This window comes from Nonomuraea rhodomycinica (assembly GCF_013363995.1).
GTDB lineage: Bacteria > Actinomycetota > Actinomycetes > Streptosporangiales > Streptosporangiaceae > Nonomuraea > Nonomuraea rhodomycinica.
This window is the reverse complement of record NZ_JABWGO010000001.1, coordinates 1494835-1511710: the sequence shown is the minus strand read 5'-3', so window position 1 is coordinate 1511710 and position 16876 is coordinate 1494835. Positions and strand designations below refer to the sequence as shown.

Below are 16876 nucleotides of genomic sequence, written 5' to 3'. Positions count from 1 at the left end.
GCGCGTGAGCGGGCTCACCTGCGTCGCCGGGCTCGGCGTGTCCGGCACCGCCGTCGCCGAGGTGCTCGCCGCCCGGGGGGAGCGGGTCGTGGTCGTGGAGGCCGTCGAGGGGGAGCGGCAGCGCCGCGCCGCCGGCGAGCTGGCCGCGCTGGGCGTCGAGACCCGCTTCGGCGCCATGGACCTGCCCGAGGGCGTCACCCGGCTGGTCACCACCGGCTGGGCGCCCCACCACCCGCTGATCGCCGCCGCGCTGCGGGCCGGCGTCGAGGTGGTCGGCGAGGTGGAGCTGGCCTGGCGGCTGCGGCCCGCCGGCGCGGCGCCCTGGCTCGCCCTGACCGGCACCAACGGCAAGACCACCGCCGTGCGCATGCTCACCTCCATCCTGCTGGCCGGCGGCCGCCGCGCCGCGGCCGTGGGCAACGTCGGCGAGCCCGTCATCCGGGCCGTCACCCGCACGGGGGACGAGGCGTACGACACGCTGGCCGTCGAGCTGTCCAGCTTCCAGCTGCACTGGTCGGGCTCCCTGGCGCCGCTGGCCGCCGCGGTCCTCAACGTCGCGCCCGACCACCTCGACTGGCACGGCTCCATGGAGGCCTACGCCGCCGCCAAGGGCCGCATCTTCGAACGCGCCGGCACCGTCGTCTACAACGCCGACGACCCCGAGGCGACCCGGCTGGCCGAGCCGTACCCGCGCGCCGTCGGCTTCACGCTGCGCGTGCCGCGGCCCGGGCAGGTCGGCGTGGTCGAGGACCTCCTCGTGGACCGGGCCTTCGTCGCCGACCCGGTGGAGGCGGCCGAGGAGCTCGCCACCCTGGCCGACGTGCGCCCGCTCGCCCCGCACAACGTCGCCAACGCGCTGGCCGCCGCCGCGCTCGCCCGCGCCGCCGGCCTGCCCGCCTCCGCCGTACGCCAGGGCCTGCGCGACTTCACGCCCGACCCGCACCGCCTGCAGCACGTCGCCCGCCGCGGCGAGGTGGACTACGTCGACGACTCCAAGGCCACCAACCCGCACGCCGCCGCCGCGGCCCTGTCGTCCTACCCGTCGATCGTGTGGATCGCGGGCGGCCAGCTCAAGGGCGCCGACGTGGACGACCTGGTGCGCCGGGCCGCGCCCAGGCTGCGCGGGGCGGTGCTGCTGGGCGCCGACCGCGGCGTGATCGCCGAAGCACTCGCGCGACACGCCCCGGATGTCCCCGTCGTGGACATCTCCTCCCAAGACACTGGTGCGATGGACGAAGTCGTCACCGAAGCCGCCCGTCTGGCCCGCCCGGGTGACACCGTGCTGCTCTCGCCGGCCGGGGCGTCGCTCGACATGTTCGCGGGGTACCCGGCCCGGGGGGAGGCCTTCGCGCGTGCCGTACACGGGCTGAAGGCCGCCACGTGAGCGCCACCAGCACCGAGGACCGGCCGCGCCAGAGCGCCGTCGAGGGGCCGTCGAGCTGGGCGCGCGATCAGCTCGCCGCGCTCCGGGAGCTGCTGGGCAAGCCGCTGACCACCTACTACCTGATCCTCGGCTGCAGCGCCCTGCTGCTCGCGCTGGGGCTGATGATGGTGCTGTCGGCCTCCAGCATCGAGGCGATGCAGAAGACCGGCAACCCGTTCTCCTGGTTCATCAAGCAGTCGTTCTCGGCCGCGCTCGGCGTGCTGGTCATGTGGGGCTGCTCCCGGCTGCCGCACCGGTTCTTCCGGTGGGCCGGCTACCCGCTCATGGCGTTGTCGATCATCGCGCTGGTCATGGTGCTGTTCATCGGCTCCTCCGAGCTGGGCGCGCAGCGATGGATCTACGTCGGCCCGCTGACCCTCCAGCCGTCCGAGCCGGCCAAGCTGGGGCTCGCGCTGTGGGGGGCCGACCTGCTGGCCCGGCGCGCCCGGCACGGCCGCATCGAGTGGCGGCACATGCTGATCCCGCTCATGCCCGGCACGGCCATCCTGGCCGTCATGGTCATGCTCGGCCGCGACCTCGGCACCACGCTCGTGCTGTTCATGATCTTCCTGGCGCTGCTGTGGGTGGTGGGGGCGCCGATCAAGCTGTTCGCCGGCATCCTGTCGCTGGCCGTGCTCGCCGCGATCATCATGATCAAGGTGGAGCCGTACCGGATGGCCCGCATCGGCGCGTTCCTCGACCCGTGGGCCGACGCGCAGGGCGCCGGCTACCAGGCCGTGCAGGGGCAGATCGCGATGGGCTCCGGCGGCTGGTTCGGGCTCGGCCTCGGCAGCAGCCGGGCCAAGTGGAGCTGGCTGCCCCACGGCGAGAGCGACTTCATCTTCGCCATCCTCGGCGAGGAGCTCGGCCTGATGGGCACGCTGGTCGTCGTGGCGCTGTTCGGGCTGCTCGGGTACGCGGGGCTGCGGGTCGCCACCCGGGTCAACGACGCGTTCGTCCGGCTGGCCGCCGCCGCGATCGTGGCCTGGATCGCCGGTCAGGCCATCGTCAACATGGGCGCCGTCCTCGGCGTGCTGCCCATCACCGGCATCCCGCTGCCGCTGGTCTCGTACGGCGGGTCGGCCCTGCTGCCGACACTCGCCGCGCTCGGCATGCTGCTGTCGTTCGCCAAACGCGAGCCCGGCGCCCGCGAGGCCCTCGCGGCCCGTGGCCCCGGACCGGCCGCCCGGGCCCTAAGCTGGCTGGGCCTCGGACGCGCCGCCAGGGCCGGATCCCGGGCCGGATCCCGGGCCGGATCCAGGGCCGGGCGCGGGGCCCGGCGCTGAGGCGCCGCGCGGCGGGGCATGACGTGAGAGACGGGACGCTGGGCACGACGTGAGGGAGTGGACATGAGGGTGGTCCTCGCCGGTGGCGGGACGGCCGGCCACATCGAGCCGGCGCTCGCCCTTGCCGACGCGCTGCGCCGCCTCGACCCGGGCGTCGGCATCACGTGCGTGGGCACCGAGCGCGGCCTGGAGACGCAGCTCGTCCCGGCCCGCGGCTACGACCTGGAGCTGGTGCCGGCCGTGCCGCTGCCCCGGGCCCTCACCCCGCGGCTGCTCACCGTGCCCGGCCGGCTGGCGGGCGCCGTCAACGCCGTCGCCGCCGTGCTCGACCGCGTGTCCGCCGACATCCTCGTGGGCTTCGGCGGGTACGTCGCCACGCCCGCCTACCTGGCCGCCAAGCGGCGCGGCCTGCCGATCGTGGTCCACGAGGCCAACCCGCGCCCCGGCCTGGCCAACCGGCTCGGCGCGCGGCTGGCCGACCACGTCTTCAGCGGCTTCCCCGAGCCGGCCCTGGCCGGCGCCGCGTACATCGGCACGCCGCTGCGCCGCGAGATCGCCACCCTCGACCGGCTGTCCACGGGCGACAAGGCCCGCTCCTGGTTCGGGCTGGAGAACGACCGGCCGACGCTGCTCGTCTTCGGCGGCTCCCGGGGCGCCAGGTCGCTCAACCAGGCGGCGCTGGCCGCCGCGCCCGCGTTGCGCGCCGCCGGCATCCAGGTGCTGCACGTGCTCGGGCCGAACAACGTCCCCGACCACGAGCCGCCGCCCGGCGACCCCCAGTACGTCCTGCTGCCCTACGTCGACCGCATGGACCTCGCCTACGCCGCCGCCGACCTCGCCCTGTGCCGCGGCGGGGCGCTGACCTGCGCCGAGCTGACCGCGGTGGGGCTGCCCGCGGCGTACGTGCCGCTGCCGCACGGCAACGGCGAGCAGCGTGTCAACGCCGAGCGCATCGTGGCGGGCGGCGGCGGTCTCGTGGTCGACGACGCGGACCTGTCCGCCGAGTGGATCGTCCACCACCTGCTGCCGATCCTGCGCGACCCCGAGCGGGTCGCCGTCATGTCGGAGGCGGCCGCACGCTTCGGCCGCAAGGACGCCGATATCATGCTCGCGAGGAAAGTCTTGGAGATAGCCGGATGAGTCTGGTCAAGCTGGTCGAGCCCATCGCCGCCGAGGACCTGGGCCGGGTCCACTTCATCGGCATCGGCGGCGCGGGGATGTCGGGCATCGCCCGCATCCTGCTCAAGCGCGGCGTGCGCGTGTCCGGCAGCGACGCGCGCAGCAGCGACCTGGTCGGCGAGCTGCGCCGGCTCGGCGCCACCGTGCACATCGGGCACGCCGCCTCCCACATCAAGGACGTCGACACCGTCGTCGTCTCCACCGCGATCCGCGACTCCAACCCCGAGCTGGGGGAGGCGCTCAAGCAGGGGCTGCGCATCATCCCGCGCGCCGCCGCGCTCGCCTCGGTGATGGCCGGCCGCACGGCCGTGGCCGTCGCCGGCACCCACGGCAAGACCACCACCACCTCGATGCTGACCGTGGCGCTGCAGAAGTGCGGCGCCGACCCGTCCTACTGCGTCGGTGGCCAGCTCGTCACCACCGGGCTCGGCGCCGACGAGGGCTCCGGCGAGGTGTTCGTCGCCGAGGCCGACGAGAGCGACGGCTCGTTCCTCATGCTGGCGCCCGACATCGCCGTGGTCACCAACGTCGAGGCCGACCACCTCGACAACTACGGCGACCCGCGCGCCGTCCACGACAGCTTCGCCCGTTTCGGCGAGCGGATCGGCTCGCTGCTCATCGCCTGCGCCGACGACCCCGGCGCGGCCGAGATGGCGCAGGCCGCCCGGGCGCGCGGCCTGCGGGTGCGCACCTATGGCGAGACGGGCGAGCTGCGCGTGACGGACGTGCGGCCCGACGGGTTCGGCACGCGCTTCACCGTCGAGGGACGCGGCGAGGTCAGGCTGGCCGTGCCCGGGGCCCACAACGCGCTCAACGCCACCGCGGTGATCGCCGTGGCCGACGAGCTGGGCCTGCCGTTCGAGGAGATCAGGGACGGGCTGGCGGCCTTCGGCGGGGCCAAGCGGCGCTTCGAGGCCAAGGGCGAGGCGGGCGGCGTCGCCGTGTTCGACAGCTACGCCCACCACCCGACCGAGCTGGCGGCCGACCTTCGGGCGGCGCGCGACGTGGTGGCCTCCTACTCCGGCGACGGGCGGGTCGTCGCGATCTTCCAGCCCCACCTGTACTCGCGCACCCGGTTCTTCGCCGACGACTTCGGCGCGGCGCTCGGGCTGGCCGACGAGGTGATCGTGCTCGACGTCTACGGCGCGCGCGAGGACCCCGAGCCGGGCGTGTCGGGGGCGATGGTCGCGGGCCGCGTGCCGCTGCCCGCCGAGCGGGTCGCGTACGAGCCGGACCGCGCCGCCGTCCCGGGCCTCGCGGCGTCGCGCGCGCGGCCGGGCGACATCGTGCTCACCATGGGCGCCGGGGACGTGACGGAGCTGGGTCCCCGGATCCTGGCGGAGCTCTCGGACCGCTGACGCCCGCACGGGTCACCTCCGGCCGCGCCGCGGGCCGCCCGGCGGAGTCCTCGCCCGGTGGGGCCCGGTCGGACACCGGGCGGCGCGGACCGCGGGCGGCGGGCGCGCCTCGGGCGGCGCGGGCGGGGCTCGGCGTAGGTTCGTGCCGTGATCGGGTCGGATGATCGTGCAGCCGGGGGAGTGATGAGGGCGCGGACGGCGTTGCTGGTGCTGCTGACCGTGGGCGTGGTCGGCGTCGCGGCGTGGCTGGTGTTCTTCTCGCCCGTCCTCGGCGTCCGCTCCGTGGAGATCGTGGGAAATCTCACAGTGCCCGAGGACCGGGTCAAGGAGAAGGCCGCGGTGCCCTCCCAGCACCCGCTGGCCACGGTCGACCTGGAGGGGGTCGAGGCCCGGGTCCTGACCCTGCCGCAGCTGGCCACGGCCAAGGCCGAGCGGGTCTGGCCGGGGACGCTGCGCATCCGGGTCACCGAGCGCCGTCCGGTCGCCTCCCTGCCCGTCGGCGGCCGGGCCGCGCTGGTCGACGCGCACGGCGTGGTGATCGAGGTCAGGGACCTGGCCCCGGCGTGGCTGCCGGTGCTCAAGGTGGACCGGCCGGCCGCGGGCGACCCGGCGACGATGGCCGCGCTCAAGGTCGTCCAGTCGCTGCCCGGCTCGCTGGCGGGCAAGGTGCGCCAGGTGAGCGCCACCACGGCCGAGGGCGTGTCGCTGGAGCTGACCGACGGCCGCACGGTCTTCTGGGGCGGCGCCGAGCGCGGCGCGGAGAAGGCGCGCATCCTCGCGCGGGTGCTGGGGCGCAAGGCCGACGTCTACGACGTCAGCTCGCCGGACGTCGTCACCCTCAAGTGATCTTATCGCGAGGCATCTGGTAATGATCCTTACCGGTCGCCGGGCGGACGCGTTTCCGCCGTCCGATCAGCGGGGGCGCGAGAGGTTCGCCGCGCCTGTGCGCGCCGGCGGCCCGGGCGTGAGAGCCTGTAGGCGGGACGTACGGCGGAGGGGTGCCCCGACCTGGCGAGATCACAGAGCGAAACGGACAGCCCGCGACACGCCGGACGCGCTTGCGGCGCGGTTAGTTGACCCGCCCGGAGCGTAACTCCTACTGTCCGTATCAATCCTCAGGTTGACATAAATCTGAATCTCAACTTGAGGTTGAGACTTACCCGAACTGAGAACGCGGAGACATCCGCACCGAAATGGCAAGTAAACGAGCGGAAAGGCCCCTCGTCGTGGCAGCACCGCAGAACTACCTCGCGGTCATCAAGGTCGTCGGCATCGGCGGCGGCGGAGTCAACGCCGTCAACCGGATGATCGAAGAGGGACTCAAGGGCGTCGAGTTCATCGCGATAAACACCGACGCCCAGGCGCTGCTGATGAGTGACGCCGACGTCAAACTCGACGTGGGCCGCGAGCTCACGCGCGGACTGGGCGCCGGCGCCAACCCCGACGTGGGGCGCAAGGCGGCGGAAGACCATCGTGAGGAGATCGAGGAGGTCCTCAAGGGGGCCGACATGGTCTTCGTGACGGCCGGCGAGGGAGGTGGCACCGGCACGGGCGGCGCGCCCGTCGTGGCCAACATCGCCCGGTCCCTCGGCGCCCTCACCATCGGCGTCGTGACCCGGCCGTTCAGCTTCGAGGGCCGGCGCCGCGCCATGCAGGCCGAGGCCGGCATCGAGACGCTGCGCGACGAGGTCGACACCCTCATCGTGATCCCCAACGACCGGCTGCTGTCGATCTCCGACCGGCAGGTGAGCGTGCTCGACGCGTTCAAGGCGGCCGACCAGGTGCTGCTGTCCGGTGTCCAGGGCATCACCGACCTGATCACCACGCCCGGTCTGATCAACCTCGACTTCGCCGACGTCAAGTCGGTCATGTCCGGCGCCGGCTCGGCGCTCATGGGCATCGGCCACGCGCGCGGCGACGACCGTTCGGTCGCGGCGGCCGAGATGGCGGTCTCCAGCCCGCTGCTGGAGGCGAGCATCGACGGCGCCCACGGCGTGCTGCTGTCGATCGCGGGCGGGTCCGACCTGGGCCTGTTCGAGATCAACGAGGCGGCGCAGCTCGTGTCGATGGCCGCGGCGCCCGACGCCAACATCATCTTCGGCACGGTCATCGACGACGCCCTGGGCGACGAGGTGCGCGTCACCGTCATCGCCGCCGGCTTCGACGACGTGCCGCCGCCGGTGGAGAAGCTGCCGCGCCCGCAGAGCCGCCCCGCCGCCCAGGCCGCGCCGCCGGTCTCCTCGCCGGTACGGCCCAGCGTGGCCCCGCCGACCGTGAAGGCCGAGCCCGCGCCCCGGCCGGAGCCGCGCGCCGAGGTCCGTCCCGAGCCGAGGCCGGACTTCCGGCCGGAGCCGAGGCCCGACTTCCGGCCCGAGCCCCGTCCCGAGCTGCGGCCCGAGCCGCGGCCGGAGCTGCGGGCCGAGCCGATGCGGCCGGTGGAGAGCGTCCCCGAGCCCGCGCCCGACCCCGAGCCGGTCGCCGTGGCCGAGGAGCCGCCGAGCCCCGTCTCGATCCCGCGGCCCACGCCCGAGCCGGCCAACCCGCCCACCCCGATCACCTCCCGCATGTCGGAGCCGGTCAAGCGCCGCCCGGTCGTCTTCGAGGAGCAGGAGGAGGAGCTCGACGTCCCCGACTTCCTCAAGTGACCGTCGCGCCCTCGCCGCTCCGCTCCCCATCAAGGGGACGGCGGAGCGGCGCCGCTGTGTGCGGGGGCGCCCCGGGCCGTACGGGACGGTCGCGATGATCGGCCCGGTCGGCGGGGACGGACGGGCACCGGGCATGATGGGGGCCGGCGGGAAGCCGCGGACGGCCCCGTGACTGAGACGGGACGAACAGGGCAGTCCCGAAGTCCTGAGGGAAAGGGACAGGCGCGATGAGGCGGGACGAGATCGCGGCCGGGCTGGCCGACGTGGAGCGGCGGATCGCGGACGCGTGCCGGGCGGCCGGGCGCGACCGCGGCGAGGTCACCCTCATCGCCGTCACCAAGACCCGCCCCGTCGAGGACGTGCGGATCCTGGCCGAGCTGGGCGTGCGCGACGTCGGCGAGAACCGCGACCAGGAAGCCGCGCCCAAGGCCCACGAGCTGGCCGCGCTGCCCCTGACCTGGCACTTCGTCGGCCAGTTGCAGACCAACAAGGCGCGCTCCGTCGCCGGCTACGCCGACGTCGTCCACTCCGTCGACCGCCTGCGCCTGGCCGCCGCCCTCAGCAAGGAGGCGGGGCGGCTGGGCCGGGAGGTCGGCTGCCTCGTCCAGGTGTCGCTGGACGACGACCCGGCCCGGGGCGGCGCCCTGCCGGCCGACGTGCCGGCGCTGGCCGACCAGATCGCCGCGCTCGGCCACGTCTGGCTCGGCGGCGTCATGGCCGTGGCGCCGCTGGGCGAGGACCCGGGCAAGGCGTTCGCCCGGCTGCGCGAGGTGGCGCAGGTCGTGCAGGAGAGCCACCCGCGCGCCACCATGATATCGGCGGGGATGAGCGACGATCTGGCGGAGGCCGTCGCGCACGGCGCGACACACGTGCGGATCGGTACGGCGTTGCTCGGCCGTCGCAAGCCCTTCGTCAGGTAATGTCCCCTCAAGTGGGCTTCAGGCCCGCGCATCCAGTAGAGGTCGATCAGCGGTGAGCTTCAAGGGGGTACGGCTACCGCCTCGGGCGCTGCGACAGGCCCGAGCGAGTGCGACCATGAGCAGGAGGACGACGTAGCGATGGCCGGCGCGATGCGCAAGATGGCGGTCTACCTCGGTCTCGTGGAGGACGACCGTTACGAGAGGTACGACACCTACCCGGACGAGTACGCCTACGAGGACGAGGCCCCGCGCACCGGCGAGGAGCGGCCCGTGGCGGTCCAGGACCGCGACGAGGAGACCGACCCGGGCGTCCCCGCGCCCCGGCCCGCCACGACCGTCCTGGAGCGCCGTACGACCGATCTGGCCCGCATCACCACGCTCCACCCCCGCACCTACAACGAGGCGCGGACGATCGGGGAGCACTTCCGCGACGGCACCCCCGTCATCATGAATCTGACCGAGATGGTTGACAGCGACGCCAAGCGCCTGGTCGATTTCGCGGCAGGTCTGGTCTTTGGCCTACACGGCAACATCGAACGTGTTACCAACAAGGTGTTCCTGTTGTCCCCTGCCAATGTCGAGGTGACCGCCGAGGACAAGGCTCGAATCGCGGAACGCGGGTTCTTCAACCAGAGTTAGAGTCTCTGTATGCCTATCGCACCCGACCGGGTCTCGCCGAGGCCCGCAGGGCACACCAGAAGGGGAGGCGCGGCCAGCCCGTGGCGATCGTAAGTCAGATCTTGGTCGTCGTCCTGTCGCTCTACCTGGTGCTGCTCATCGGCAGGATGATCTTTGAGACGGTCCAGGCGTTCGCCCGGCAGTGGCGGCCCACCGGGGTCGTGCTGGTGCTGGCCGAAGCCACATACACCGCAACAGACCCACCCCTCAAGTTCCTCCGCCGTTTCATTCCTCCGCTCCGGTTGGGTACGGTGGCCTTTGACCTGAGCTTCACAGTCCTCTTCATCGTGGTCCTGCTCCTGATCCAGATCGTGGGATGGATGGGCCGGTGAGGAAGACCGCGGGGCACCGGTCGAGATCCAACTCGTGTCCGCGCTGAAGTGATTCGGGATCCCCGTCCCTCCGGACAGACTCCAAGCGCGCCAAGGAGACCAAAAGATGCCGCTGACGCCCGCTGACGTGCGGAACAAGCAGTTCAGTACGACCCGGTTGCGACCGGGCTACGACGAGGAAGAGGTCGACGCCTTTCTCGACGAAGTCGAGGCCGAGCTCGACCGCCTGATCCAAGAGAACGAGGAGCTGCGCGCCAAGCTGGGCGAGTGCCTGCGCGGGAAGGTGCCGGGCGGCATGAGCATGCCCATGGCCTCCGCGCCGGTGCAGGAGCAGCCCAAGCCCGAGATGATGGCGCCCCCGCAGCCCGAGCCCATGCGGGCCCCGGAGCCGCAGCCCCAGCCCCAGCCGGTCCCCGTGGCCATGAACATGCCTCCCGCCGAGGACAACATGGACACCGCGGCCCGCGTGCTCGCCCTGGCCCAGCAGACCGCCGACCAGGCGATCGCCGACGCCCGGCGCGAGGCCGACGAGACCGTCACCCGCGCCCGCCGCGAGGCCGACGAGATCCTCACCAAGGCCCGCCGCCAGGCCGAGCAGGTCATCGGCGACGCCCGCGCCCGCGCCGAGACGCTGGAGCGCGACGCGCAGGAGCGCCACCGCCAGGCCATGGGCTCCCTCGTCCAGACCCGCGACGAGCTGGAGCGCAAGGTCGAGGAGCTGCGCAGCTTCGAGCGTGAGTACCGCAGCCGTCTCAAGCTGTACCTGGAGAACCAGCTCGCCGAGCTCAACGTCTCCGCCGAGGGCAGCGGTGCCTTCCCGGTGATGTCGGGTGGCCCGGCGGCCGCCGCTCCGGCCATGTCCCACGCCGTTCCCCAGGGCGCTCAGCAGCCGCTCCCCGGCGGCCCGAGCCCGTTCGGCGGCGACGGCCCGCAGGGCGCTTTCCCCGGCGGTGACGGTCCTCACAACGACCGCCGGTAAAGTAACGGGTCGACCACCAGGCCCGTCACTTCGAAAGAGCCCTCTGTGATCCTCATCAGCGCTGGTTTGGTGCTCGCGGCGGTCGTGCTGCTGATCGCGGGCTTCGTCGCGGCCAAGGTGTACCTCATCATGTGGTCCATCGTGGTCAGCGTGCTGTCCGCGCTGTTCCTGGTGATCGGGGCCTTCCTGCGGCGTCACGAGCTGTTCCCCAGTGGTGGGCGGGCCGCCGAGCCGGCCGTCCCCCCGGTGGGGCACGTGCCGCCCGGCATGCCGTACGGCCAGACCGGCCCGACGGTCGTGCCGCAGACCGGCCCGACGGGAGCGTCGCCGTCCCCGCGTCCGCGGGTGCAGCAGACGGCGACCGTCCCCGCGTCCGCCCCGCGCCGCACGCCGGCGACGGGGATCTCCCCCGACGCGCTCGTCCTGGTGATCCCGGGGCGCAAGCGTTACCACGTCGCGGGGTGCCGCCAGCTGGTCGGCCGGGATCACGAAGAGCTCACCTACGAGGAGGCGCGCGAGGAGGGCTTCACGCCCTGCACGACGTGCCTGCCCGACGCCGCCCTCGGCGGACGGCAGCTGCCTCCCGCCGCCGACCCCGAACCGGCCTCCACCGGATCCACGACGTCGTCCGCCCCCCCGGCGTCGTCCGGTCCGGCCGCCGCCGGCTCCAAGGTCTCCAAGGTCTCCACGGTCTCCACGGGCAGCCGCGCCGAGCCGGCCGGCTCCGAGGAGCCCGACGACTCCTCCGCCTCCACGCGGATCCTGCGCCCGCCGGCCCCCACCGGCACGGGCCGTCCGCCCGCCGCGCCGAAGCCCGCCGCGCCTGCCGCGAAGGCTTCCACCCCCGGCACGGATCCCGCCGCCAAGCCCGGCTCCGCACGGCCCTCCGAGCCCGCCTCGGGCTCCGGTCCCAGGCCCGGCTCGAAGCCCGGCACGACCGCCTCTGGTTCTGCCGCCGCCTCCGCCGTTTCCGGTTCCGCCGCCTCCCGCTCCGGTGGCGCGGGCTCGTCCGCCCCGGCCAAGCCCGGCGCGGAGCGCCCCTCCTCCTCTTCCTCCTCCGCCTCGCCGTCCTCCGGCCCCGGCCGCGCTTCCGGTGAGGCCGCCAAGGGTGAGGCCGCCGAGCCGTACGCGTGGTTCGCCCGTCCGGCGTCCGAGGGCACGGGCACGACCGGCAAGGACGCACCCAAGAAGACTTCCGGCGGCGCCTCGGGCGCCTCCGCCAAGGACGCCCCAGGTGAGGACACCCCTGGGGACACGTCCGGCAAGGACACATCCGGCAACGACGCGCCCGGCAAGGACACGGCCGCTGAGAGCACGCCCGGAAAGGGCTCGTCCGGCAAGGGCGCGCCTGGCAAGAGCGGGCCCGGCGCGGGCGGCTCGGTCGAGGCCAGGCCGGGCGCGGGCAGGCCGGCCGCGCGACCTTCGGCCGCCGCTTCCGGAGCGGGCTCCGGTGACGACGAGGACGACGACCAGCAGACCTCTCCTTCGGTGGCGTTCACCCCGCCGCCCGCGCGTGGCCCCAAGGCGTCCGCCGGCCCGTCCGCCCCGGCGGGCTCCCGGCCGGGCGAGGCGACCCAGATCTTCCCGGTCCGCTCCGAGGGGGTCGCCAGGCCCGCCACGGGCGCTGAGGCCAAGGACCGGGCGCTGGAGCGGCCTTCGGCGGCCGACGACGAGCAGGGGCCGGAGACGCGGCCGCAGCGCGCCGTGTCCGCCACCGGTGAGCCGATCGAGCCGCCCGCCCGCAAGCCGGGGGCACGGGACGTCCCGGTCCGGCCCGCGTCGGCCTCCGAGTCCTCCGCGAAGCCGAAGGGCCCGCTCCCGGGCGACGCGTCCTCGGGTGCGAAGGCCCCCGCGACGAGGAGCGCGTCCTCGGGCGAGAAGACTCCGGCCTCGGGTGGAGCGTCCTCGGGCGCCAAGACTCCCGTCTCGGGAGCTGCCTCCTCGGGCGCCAAGGCCCCGGCCTCGGGTGGGGCGTCTTCGGACGCCAAGACCCCGGTCTCGGGTCCTCCCTCCTCGGGTGCGAAGACCCCGGTGCCGGGGGCCGGTTCCTCGGGTGCGAAGAGCGGTCAGGGTGCCGCGGGTGACGCCTCCGGAAGCGAGCCGCCCTCCAAGGGCACGGGCGCGGCGGGCAAGACAGCGGGCAAGGCGGCGGGCACGGCCGGCGAGACGGCGACCGGCGCCTCGGGCGGCCCCGGTGGGCCATCAGCCCCCAAGACGTCCACGTCCGCCGCCAAGGGCCCGTCGTCCGCCGCCAAGAGCTCGTCGCCCGCCGCCAAGGGCTCGACGGCCGACGGCGAGAACTCCGCCTCGGACGCGGCGGAGCCCAGCTCGGGCGCGAAGGACTCCGCAGCCGGGAGCGCGGCGACCGGCGCCAAGGTCTCGAGCACCGAGAAGACCTCCGGCGGGCCGAAGGAGGCGTCCACCGGCGCCAAGGGCGGGTCCGGCTCCGAGGAGTCGTCCAAGGGCACCAAGGCGGCCTCCGGCGGGGCCGCGAACGGTTCCGCCCCGGTCAAGGTGATCGAGGGGACGAGCCGCTACCACGCCACCGCCTGCCCCCTCGTCCGTGCCATGGGCGGCTCGGGCGTCCTCACCATGACCCTCGCCGAGGCCGAGGAGGCCGAGCTGACGAGCTGCTCGGTCTGCCGCGAGGACGACGACACCGACGACTGACGGTCCCGGCACCCCGGCCCGCGTCGCGCGAGCCGGGGCACTCCTCGTAGCTGGCACACCCCCGAGACGCGAACGGCGGGACACCCCTGAGACGCAAACGGCGGGACACCCCGAAGGGGTGCCCCGCCGTCCCGAAGGCTCGGTCAGACGCGCCGCAGTTGGAAGGTCAGGCCCAGGTCCGCGTCCTCGTGGACCGGCAGGCCGTCCTGCGCCCCCTCCGTGACGGACGTGGCCAGCACCTCTTCGGCCACCAGCGACCCGCCCGACGTCAGGGCGGTCGCCAGGTCGGCGTTGGACGACGTCCACCACAGCGCGATCCGGTCCGTGATCGACAGGCCCGACGCCTTGCGGGCCTCCTGCACCAGGCGGATCACCTCGCGCAGCAGCCCGGCCCGGCGCAGCTCGTCCGTGAGCTCCAGGTCGAGGGCGACCGTCTCACCGGTGCCGGTGTCGATCGCGCCCGTCTCCACGGCCCAGCCGGAGCGCGGCTGCTCGGTGACGATCACCTCGTCGGGGCCGAGCGCGACCTCGCCCAGCTCGCCCGCCTCCAGCGTGACGGTGCCGCCGCCGCGCAGCGTGCGGGCCACCGACGCGGCGTCGGCCGCGCCGACCGCCGCCGCCACCACCTTGGTCTGCGAGCCGAACCGCTTGCCGAGCGCCCGGAAGTTCGGCTTCACCGTGTACGACACGAGGTCGGCGCTGAAGCCGGACATGTCCTCCAGGGCCTGGACGTTCAGCTCGTCGGCGATGAGGTCGCGCAGCTCGGCCGGGAGCGCCGGCCAGCCGTGCGCGCCGACCAGGGCCCGCCGCAGCGGCTGCCGGGTCTTGACGCCCGAGGAGGCGCGGGCCGAGCGGCCCAGCTCCACCAGGCGGCGCACCAGCGCCATCTGCTCCGACAGCGCCGGGTCCAGCAGCTCCTCGCGGGTGCCCGGCCACGAGGCCAGGTGCACCGAGGCGGGGGCGTCCTCGCCGCGCAGCACGTCCCACAGGTAGTCGGTGACGAACGGCGCGATCGGCGCCATCAGCCGGGTGACCGTCTCCAGGCACTCGTACAGCGTCGCGAACGCCTCCCGCGAGCCCTGCCAGAAGCGGCGGCGCGAGCGGCGCACGTACCAGTTGGACAGGTCGTCGAGGAAGTCGGCCAGGCGGCGGCCCGCCCGCTGCGTGTCGTACTCGTCGAGCGAGGCCGTCACCTCGGCGACCGTGCGGTGCAGCTCGGCCAGTGCCCACCGGTCGAGCAGCGGCCGCTCGGACGCCGGCGGCGCGGCGGCCAGCATCGCGGGCGACCACGACTCGGCGTTGGCGTACAGGGTGAAGAAGGAGGCGGTGTTCCAGTAGGTCAGCAGGACCTTCCGGACGATCTCCTCCAGCGCGTTGTGGCCGACGCGGCGGGCCGCCCACGGCGAGCCGGAGCAGGCCATGAACCAGCGCAGCGCGTCGGCGCCGTGCTGGTCCATCAGCGGGATCGGCTCCAGCACGTTGCCGAGGTGCTTGCTCATCTTGCGGCCGTCCTCGGCCAGGATGAGGCCCAGGCACAGCACGTTCTCGTACGACGACTGCCCGAACACCAGCGTGCCGACGGCCATGAGCGAGTAGAACCAGCCGCGCGTCTGGTCGGTGGCCTCGCAGATGAACTGCGCCGGGTAGACGCCCTCCGGCTTGCCCCGCGCGCCCCACTGGGCGAACGGCATCGAGCCCGAGTCGTACCAGGCGTCGATCACGTCCGGCACCCGGCGCGCCTCCGCCCCGCACTCGGGGCAGGGGAAGGTGACGTCGTCCACGTACGGGCGGTGCGGGTCGAGCGCGGAGACGTCGCGCCCGGCGAGCGTGCCGAGCTCCTCCATCGACCCGACGCAGGTGACGTGCGACTCGTCCTCGCCGCACACCCACAGCGGCAGCGGCGTGCCCCAGTAGCGGGAGCGCGACAGCGACCAGTCGACGTTGTTGCGCAGCCACTCGCCGAACCGGCCCCACTTGATGGTCTCGGGGAACCAGTTGGTCTTCGCGTTCTCGGCCAGCATCGCGTCCTTGACCGCGGTGGTGCGGATATACCAGGACGGGAGCGCGTAGTAGAGCAGCGGGGTGTGGCAGCGCCAGCAGTGCGGGTAGCTGTGCTCGAAGTGGCCGCCGCGGAACAGCAGGCCGCGGGCCCGCAGGTCCTCGGTCAGCTCCTCGTCGGCGTCCTTGAAGAACCGCCCGCCGACCATGGGCACGTCGTCGAGGAAGCGGCCGTCGGGCCCGATCGGGTTGACCACCGGCATGTCGTACCGCTTGATCACCGCCATGTCGTCGGCGCCGAACGCCGGCGCCTGGTGGACCAGGCCGGTGCCGTCCTCGACCGTCACGTAGTCGCCGAGCACCACGTAGTGGGCACCCGGGATGTCGACCAGGTCGAACGGCCGGGAGTAGGAGGTGTGCTCCAGCTCGCGGCCGGTGAAACGGGCCACTTCGGTGGCGCCGTCGCCCAGCACCGACAGCAGCGGCTCGGCCACCACCAGCACCTCGCCGTCGGCGGTGCGGGCGGCGACGTAGGTCACGTCGGGGTGGACGGCGACCGCGGTGTTGGACACGAGCGTCCACGGCGTGGTGGTCCAGATGAGCAGCGAGGCGCCCAGCTCGGCCAGCCGCCCGGAGGTGGCGGGCATGCGGACGTACACCGACGGGCTGGAGACGGTCTCGTAGCCGCCCGGCTGGCCCAGCTCGTGGTCGGACAGGCCGGTGCCGCAGCGCGGGCAGTACGGCGTGATGCGGAAGTCGCGGAACAGCAGGCCCTTGTCGAAGACGACCTTGAGCGACCACCAGACCGACTCGATGTACGACGGGTCCATCGTCCGGTAGGCGGTGGACAGGTCGATCCAGTAGCCCATGCGCTCGGTCATCTGCTCGAAGGCGTCGACGTGGCGCAGCACCGACTCGCGGCACTTGGCGTTGAACTCGGCGATGCCGTACGCCTCGATGTCCTTCTTGCCGGTGAGGCCGAGCTCCTTCTCGATGCCGACCTCGACCGGCAGGCCGTGGCAGTCCCAGCCGGCCTTGCGCGGCACGCTGAACCCCTGCATCGACTTGTAGCGGGGGAACAGGTCCTTGAAGACGCGGGCCTCGACGTGGTGGACGCCGGGCAGGCCGTTGGCCGTGGGCGGGCCCTCGTAGAAGACCCAGGCGGGGTTGCCGTCGTTCTGCTCGACGGAGCGCTCGAAGACCTTCCCGTCCCGCCACCGGTCGAGGACCTCACGCTCGAGCGCGGGCAGGTCGACCTGCGCGGGAAGAGAGCGGAAACTAGGGGAAGACATCTGGGGCGCGCCTCCACGCGGTCACTGTCCAACAGGGCTGCGTGAAGGGACGAAGCCGTGCGGCTCCGCGGTACCACCCTTCTTGACCCCGAGAGTGCGGGGCCCACTTCATTGGT

At 73.7% G+C, this 16876-nt stretch carries 12 protein-coding genes; 11 read left to right on the top strand and 1 reads right to left on the bottom strand.

The genetic code is table 11. The features are described from left to right. Nucleotides 1-4: 4 nt before the first annotated feature. The 11 genes from murD to HT134_RS06915 all read left to right on the top strand — a co-directional run bounded on the left by murD (nucleotide 5) and on the right by HT134_RS06915 (nucleotide 13470). Entirely contained in the window at nucleotides 5-1384 is a 1380-nt protein-coding gene (gene murD / locus HT134_RS06965) for a UDP-N-acetylmuramoyl-L-alanine--D-glutamate ligase (protein ID WP_175599346.1), read from the top strand. Next, on the top strand, nucleotides 1381-2709 hold the full coding sequence (gene ftsW / locus HT134_RS06960) for a putative lipid II flippase FtsW (protein WP_175599345.1): 1329 nt from the start codon (nucleotides 1381-1383) through the stop codon (nucleotides 2707-2709). Before murD ends, ftsW begins: the two co-directional genes overlap by 4 nt. 63 nt (nucleotides 2710-2772) lie before the next feature. Then, nucleotides 2773-3849: an undecaprenyldiphospho-muramoylpentapeptide beta-N-acetylglucosaminyltransferase gene (murG, locus tag HT134_RS06955; RefSeq protein WP_175599344.1), complete on the top strand. Its 1077-nt coding sequence runs from the start codon at nucleotides 2773-2775 to the stop codon at nucleotides 3847-3849. Further along, nucleotides 3846-5246 (top strand): UDP-N-acetylmuramate--L-alanine ligase, encoded by a 1401-nt coding sequence (gene murC / locus HT134_RS06950; protein WP_175599343.1) that lies wholly within the window; start codon nucleotides 3846-3848, stop codon nucleotides 5244-5246. Before murG ends, murC begins: the two co-directional genes overlap by 4 nt. Before the next feature lie 183 nt (nucleotides 5247-5429). Beyond that, on the top strand, nucleotides 5430-6092 hold the full coding sequence (locus HT134_RS06945) for a cell division protein FtsQ/DivIB (protein ID WP_175599342.1): 663 nt from the start codon (nucleotides 5430-5432) through the stop codon (nucleotides 6090-6092). A 380-nt stretch (nucleotides 6093-6472) separates the two neighbouring features. Next, nucleotides 6473-7891 carry a cell division protein FtsZ gene (gene ftsZ / locus HT134_RS06940; RefSeq protein ID WP_175599341.1) on the top strand — a complete coding sequence of 473 codons (1419 nt, stop codon included), beginning with the start codon at nucleotides 6473-6475 and terminating at the stop codon, nucleotides 7889-7891. A 227-nt stretch (nucleotides 7892-8118) separates the two neighbouring features. Next, nucleotides 8119-8811 carry a YggS family pyridoxal phosphate-dependent enzyme gene (locus HT134_RS06935; RefSeq protein WP_175599340.1) on the top strand — a complete coding sequence of 231 codons (693 nt, stop codon included), beginning with the start codon at nucleotides 8119-8121 and terminating at the stop codon, nucleotides 8809-8811. A gap of 138 nt (nucleotides 8812-8949) precedes the next feature. Then, a complete protein-coding gene (locus HT134_RS06930; RefSeq protein WP_175599339.1) occupies nucleotides 8950-9450 on the top strand; it encodes a cell division protein SepF in 501 nt (166 codons plus the stop codon). Nucleotides 9451-9530: 80 nt separating this feature from the next. Beyond that, nucleotides 9531-9821 carry a YggT family protein gene (locus tag HT134_RS06925; protein ID WP_175588708.1) on the top strand — a complete coding sequence of 97 codons (291 nt, stop codon included), beginning with the start codon at nucleotides 9531-9533 and terminating at the stop codon, nucleotides 9819-9821. A gap of 106 nt (nucleotides 9822-9927) precedes the next feature. Next, nucleotides 9928-10800 (top strand): DivIVA domain-containing protein, encoded by an 873-nt coding sequence (locus HT134_RS06920; protein WP_175599338.1) that lies wholly within the window; start codon nucleotides 9928-9930, stop codon nucleotides 10798-10800. Nucleotides 10801-10845: 45 nt separating this feature from the next. Next, nucleotides 10846-13470 carry a hypothetical protein gene (locus HT134_RS06915; RefSeq protein ID WP_175599337.1) on the top strand — a complete coding sequence of 875 codons (2625 nt, stop codon included), beginning with the start codon at nucleotides 10846-10848 and terminating at the stop codon, nucleotides 13468-13470. Nucleotides 13471-13613: 143 nt separating this feature from the next. Here the strand turns inward: HT134_RS06915 and ileS are convergent, their stop codons facing one another. Further along, the gene (gene ileS / locus HT134_RS06910) at nucleotides 13614-16760 is read right to left on the bottom strand and encodes an isoleucine--tRNA ligase (RefSeq protein WP_175599336.1); all 3147 of its coding nucleotides are present in this window, start codon (nucleotides 16758-16760) and stop codon (nucleotides 13614-13616) included. Nucleotides 16761-16876: the final 116 nt, after the last annotated feature.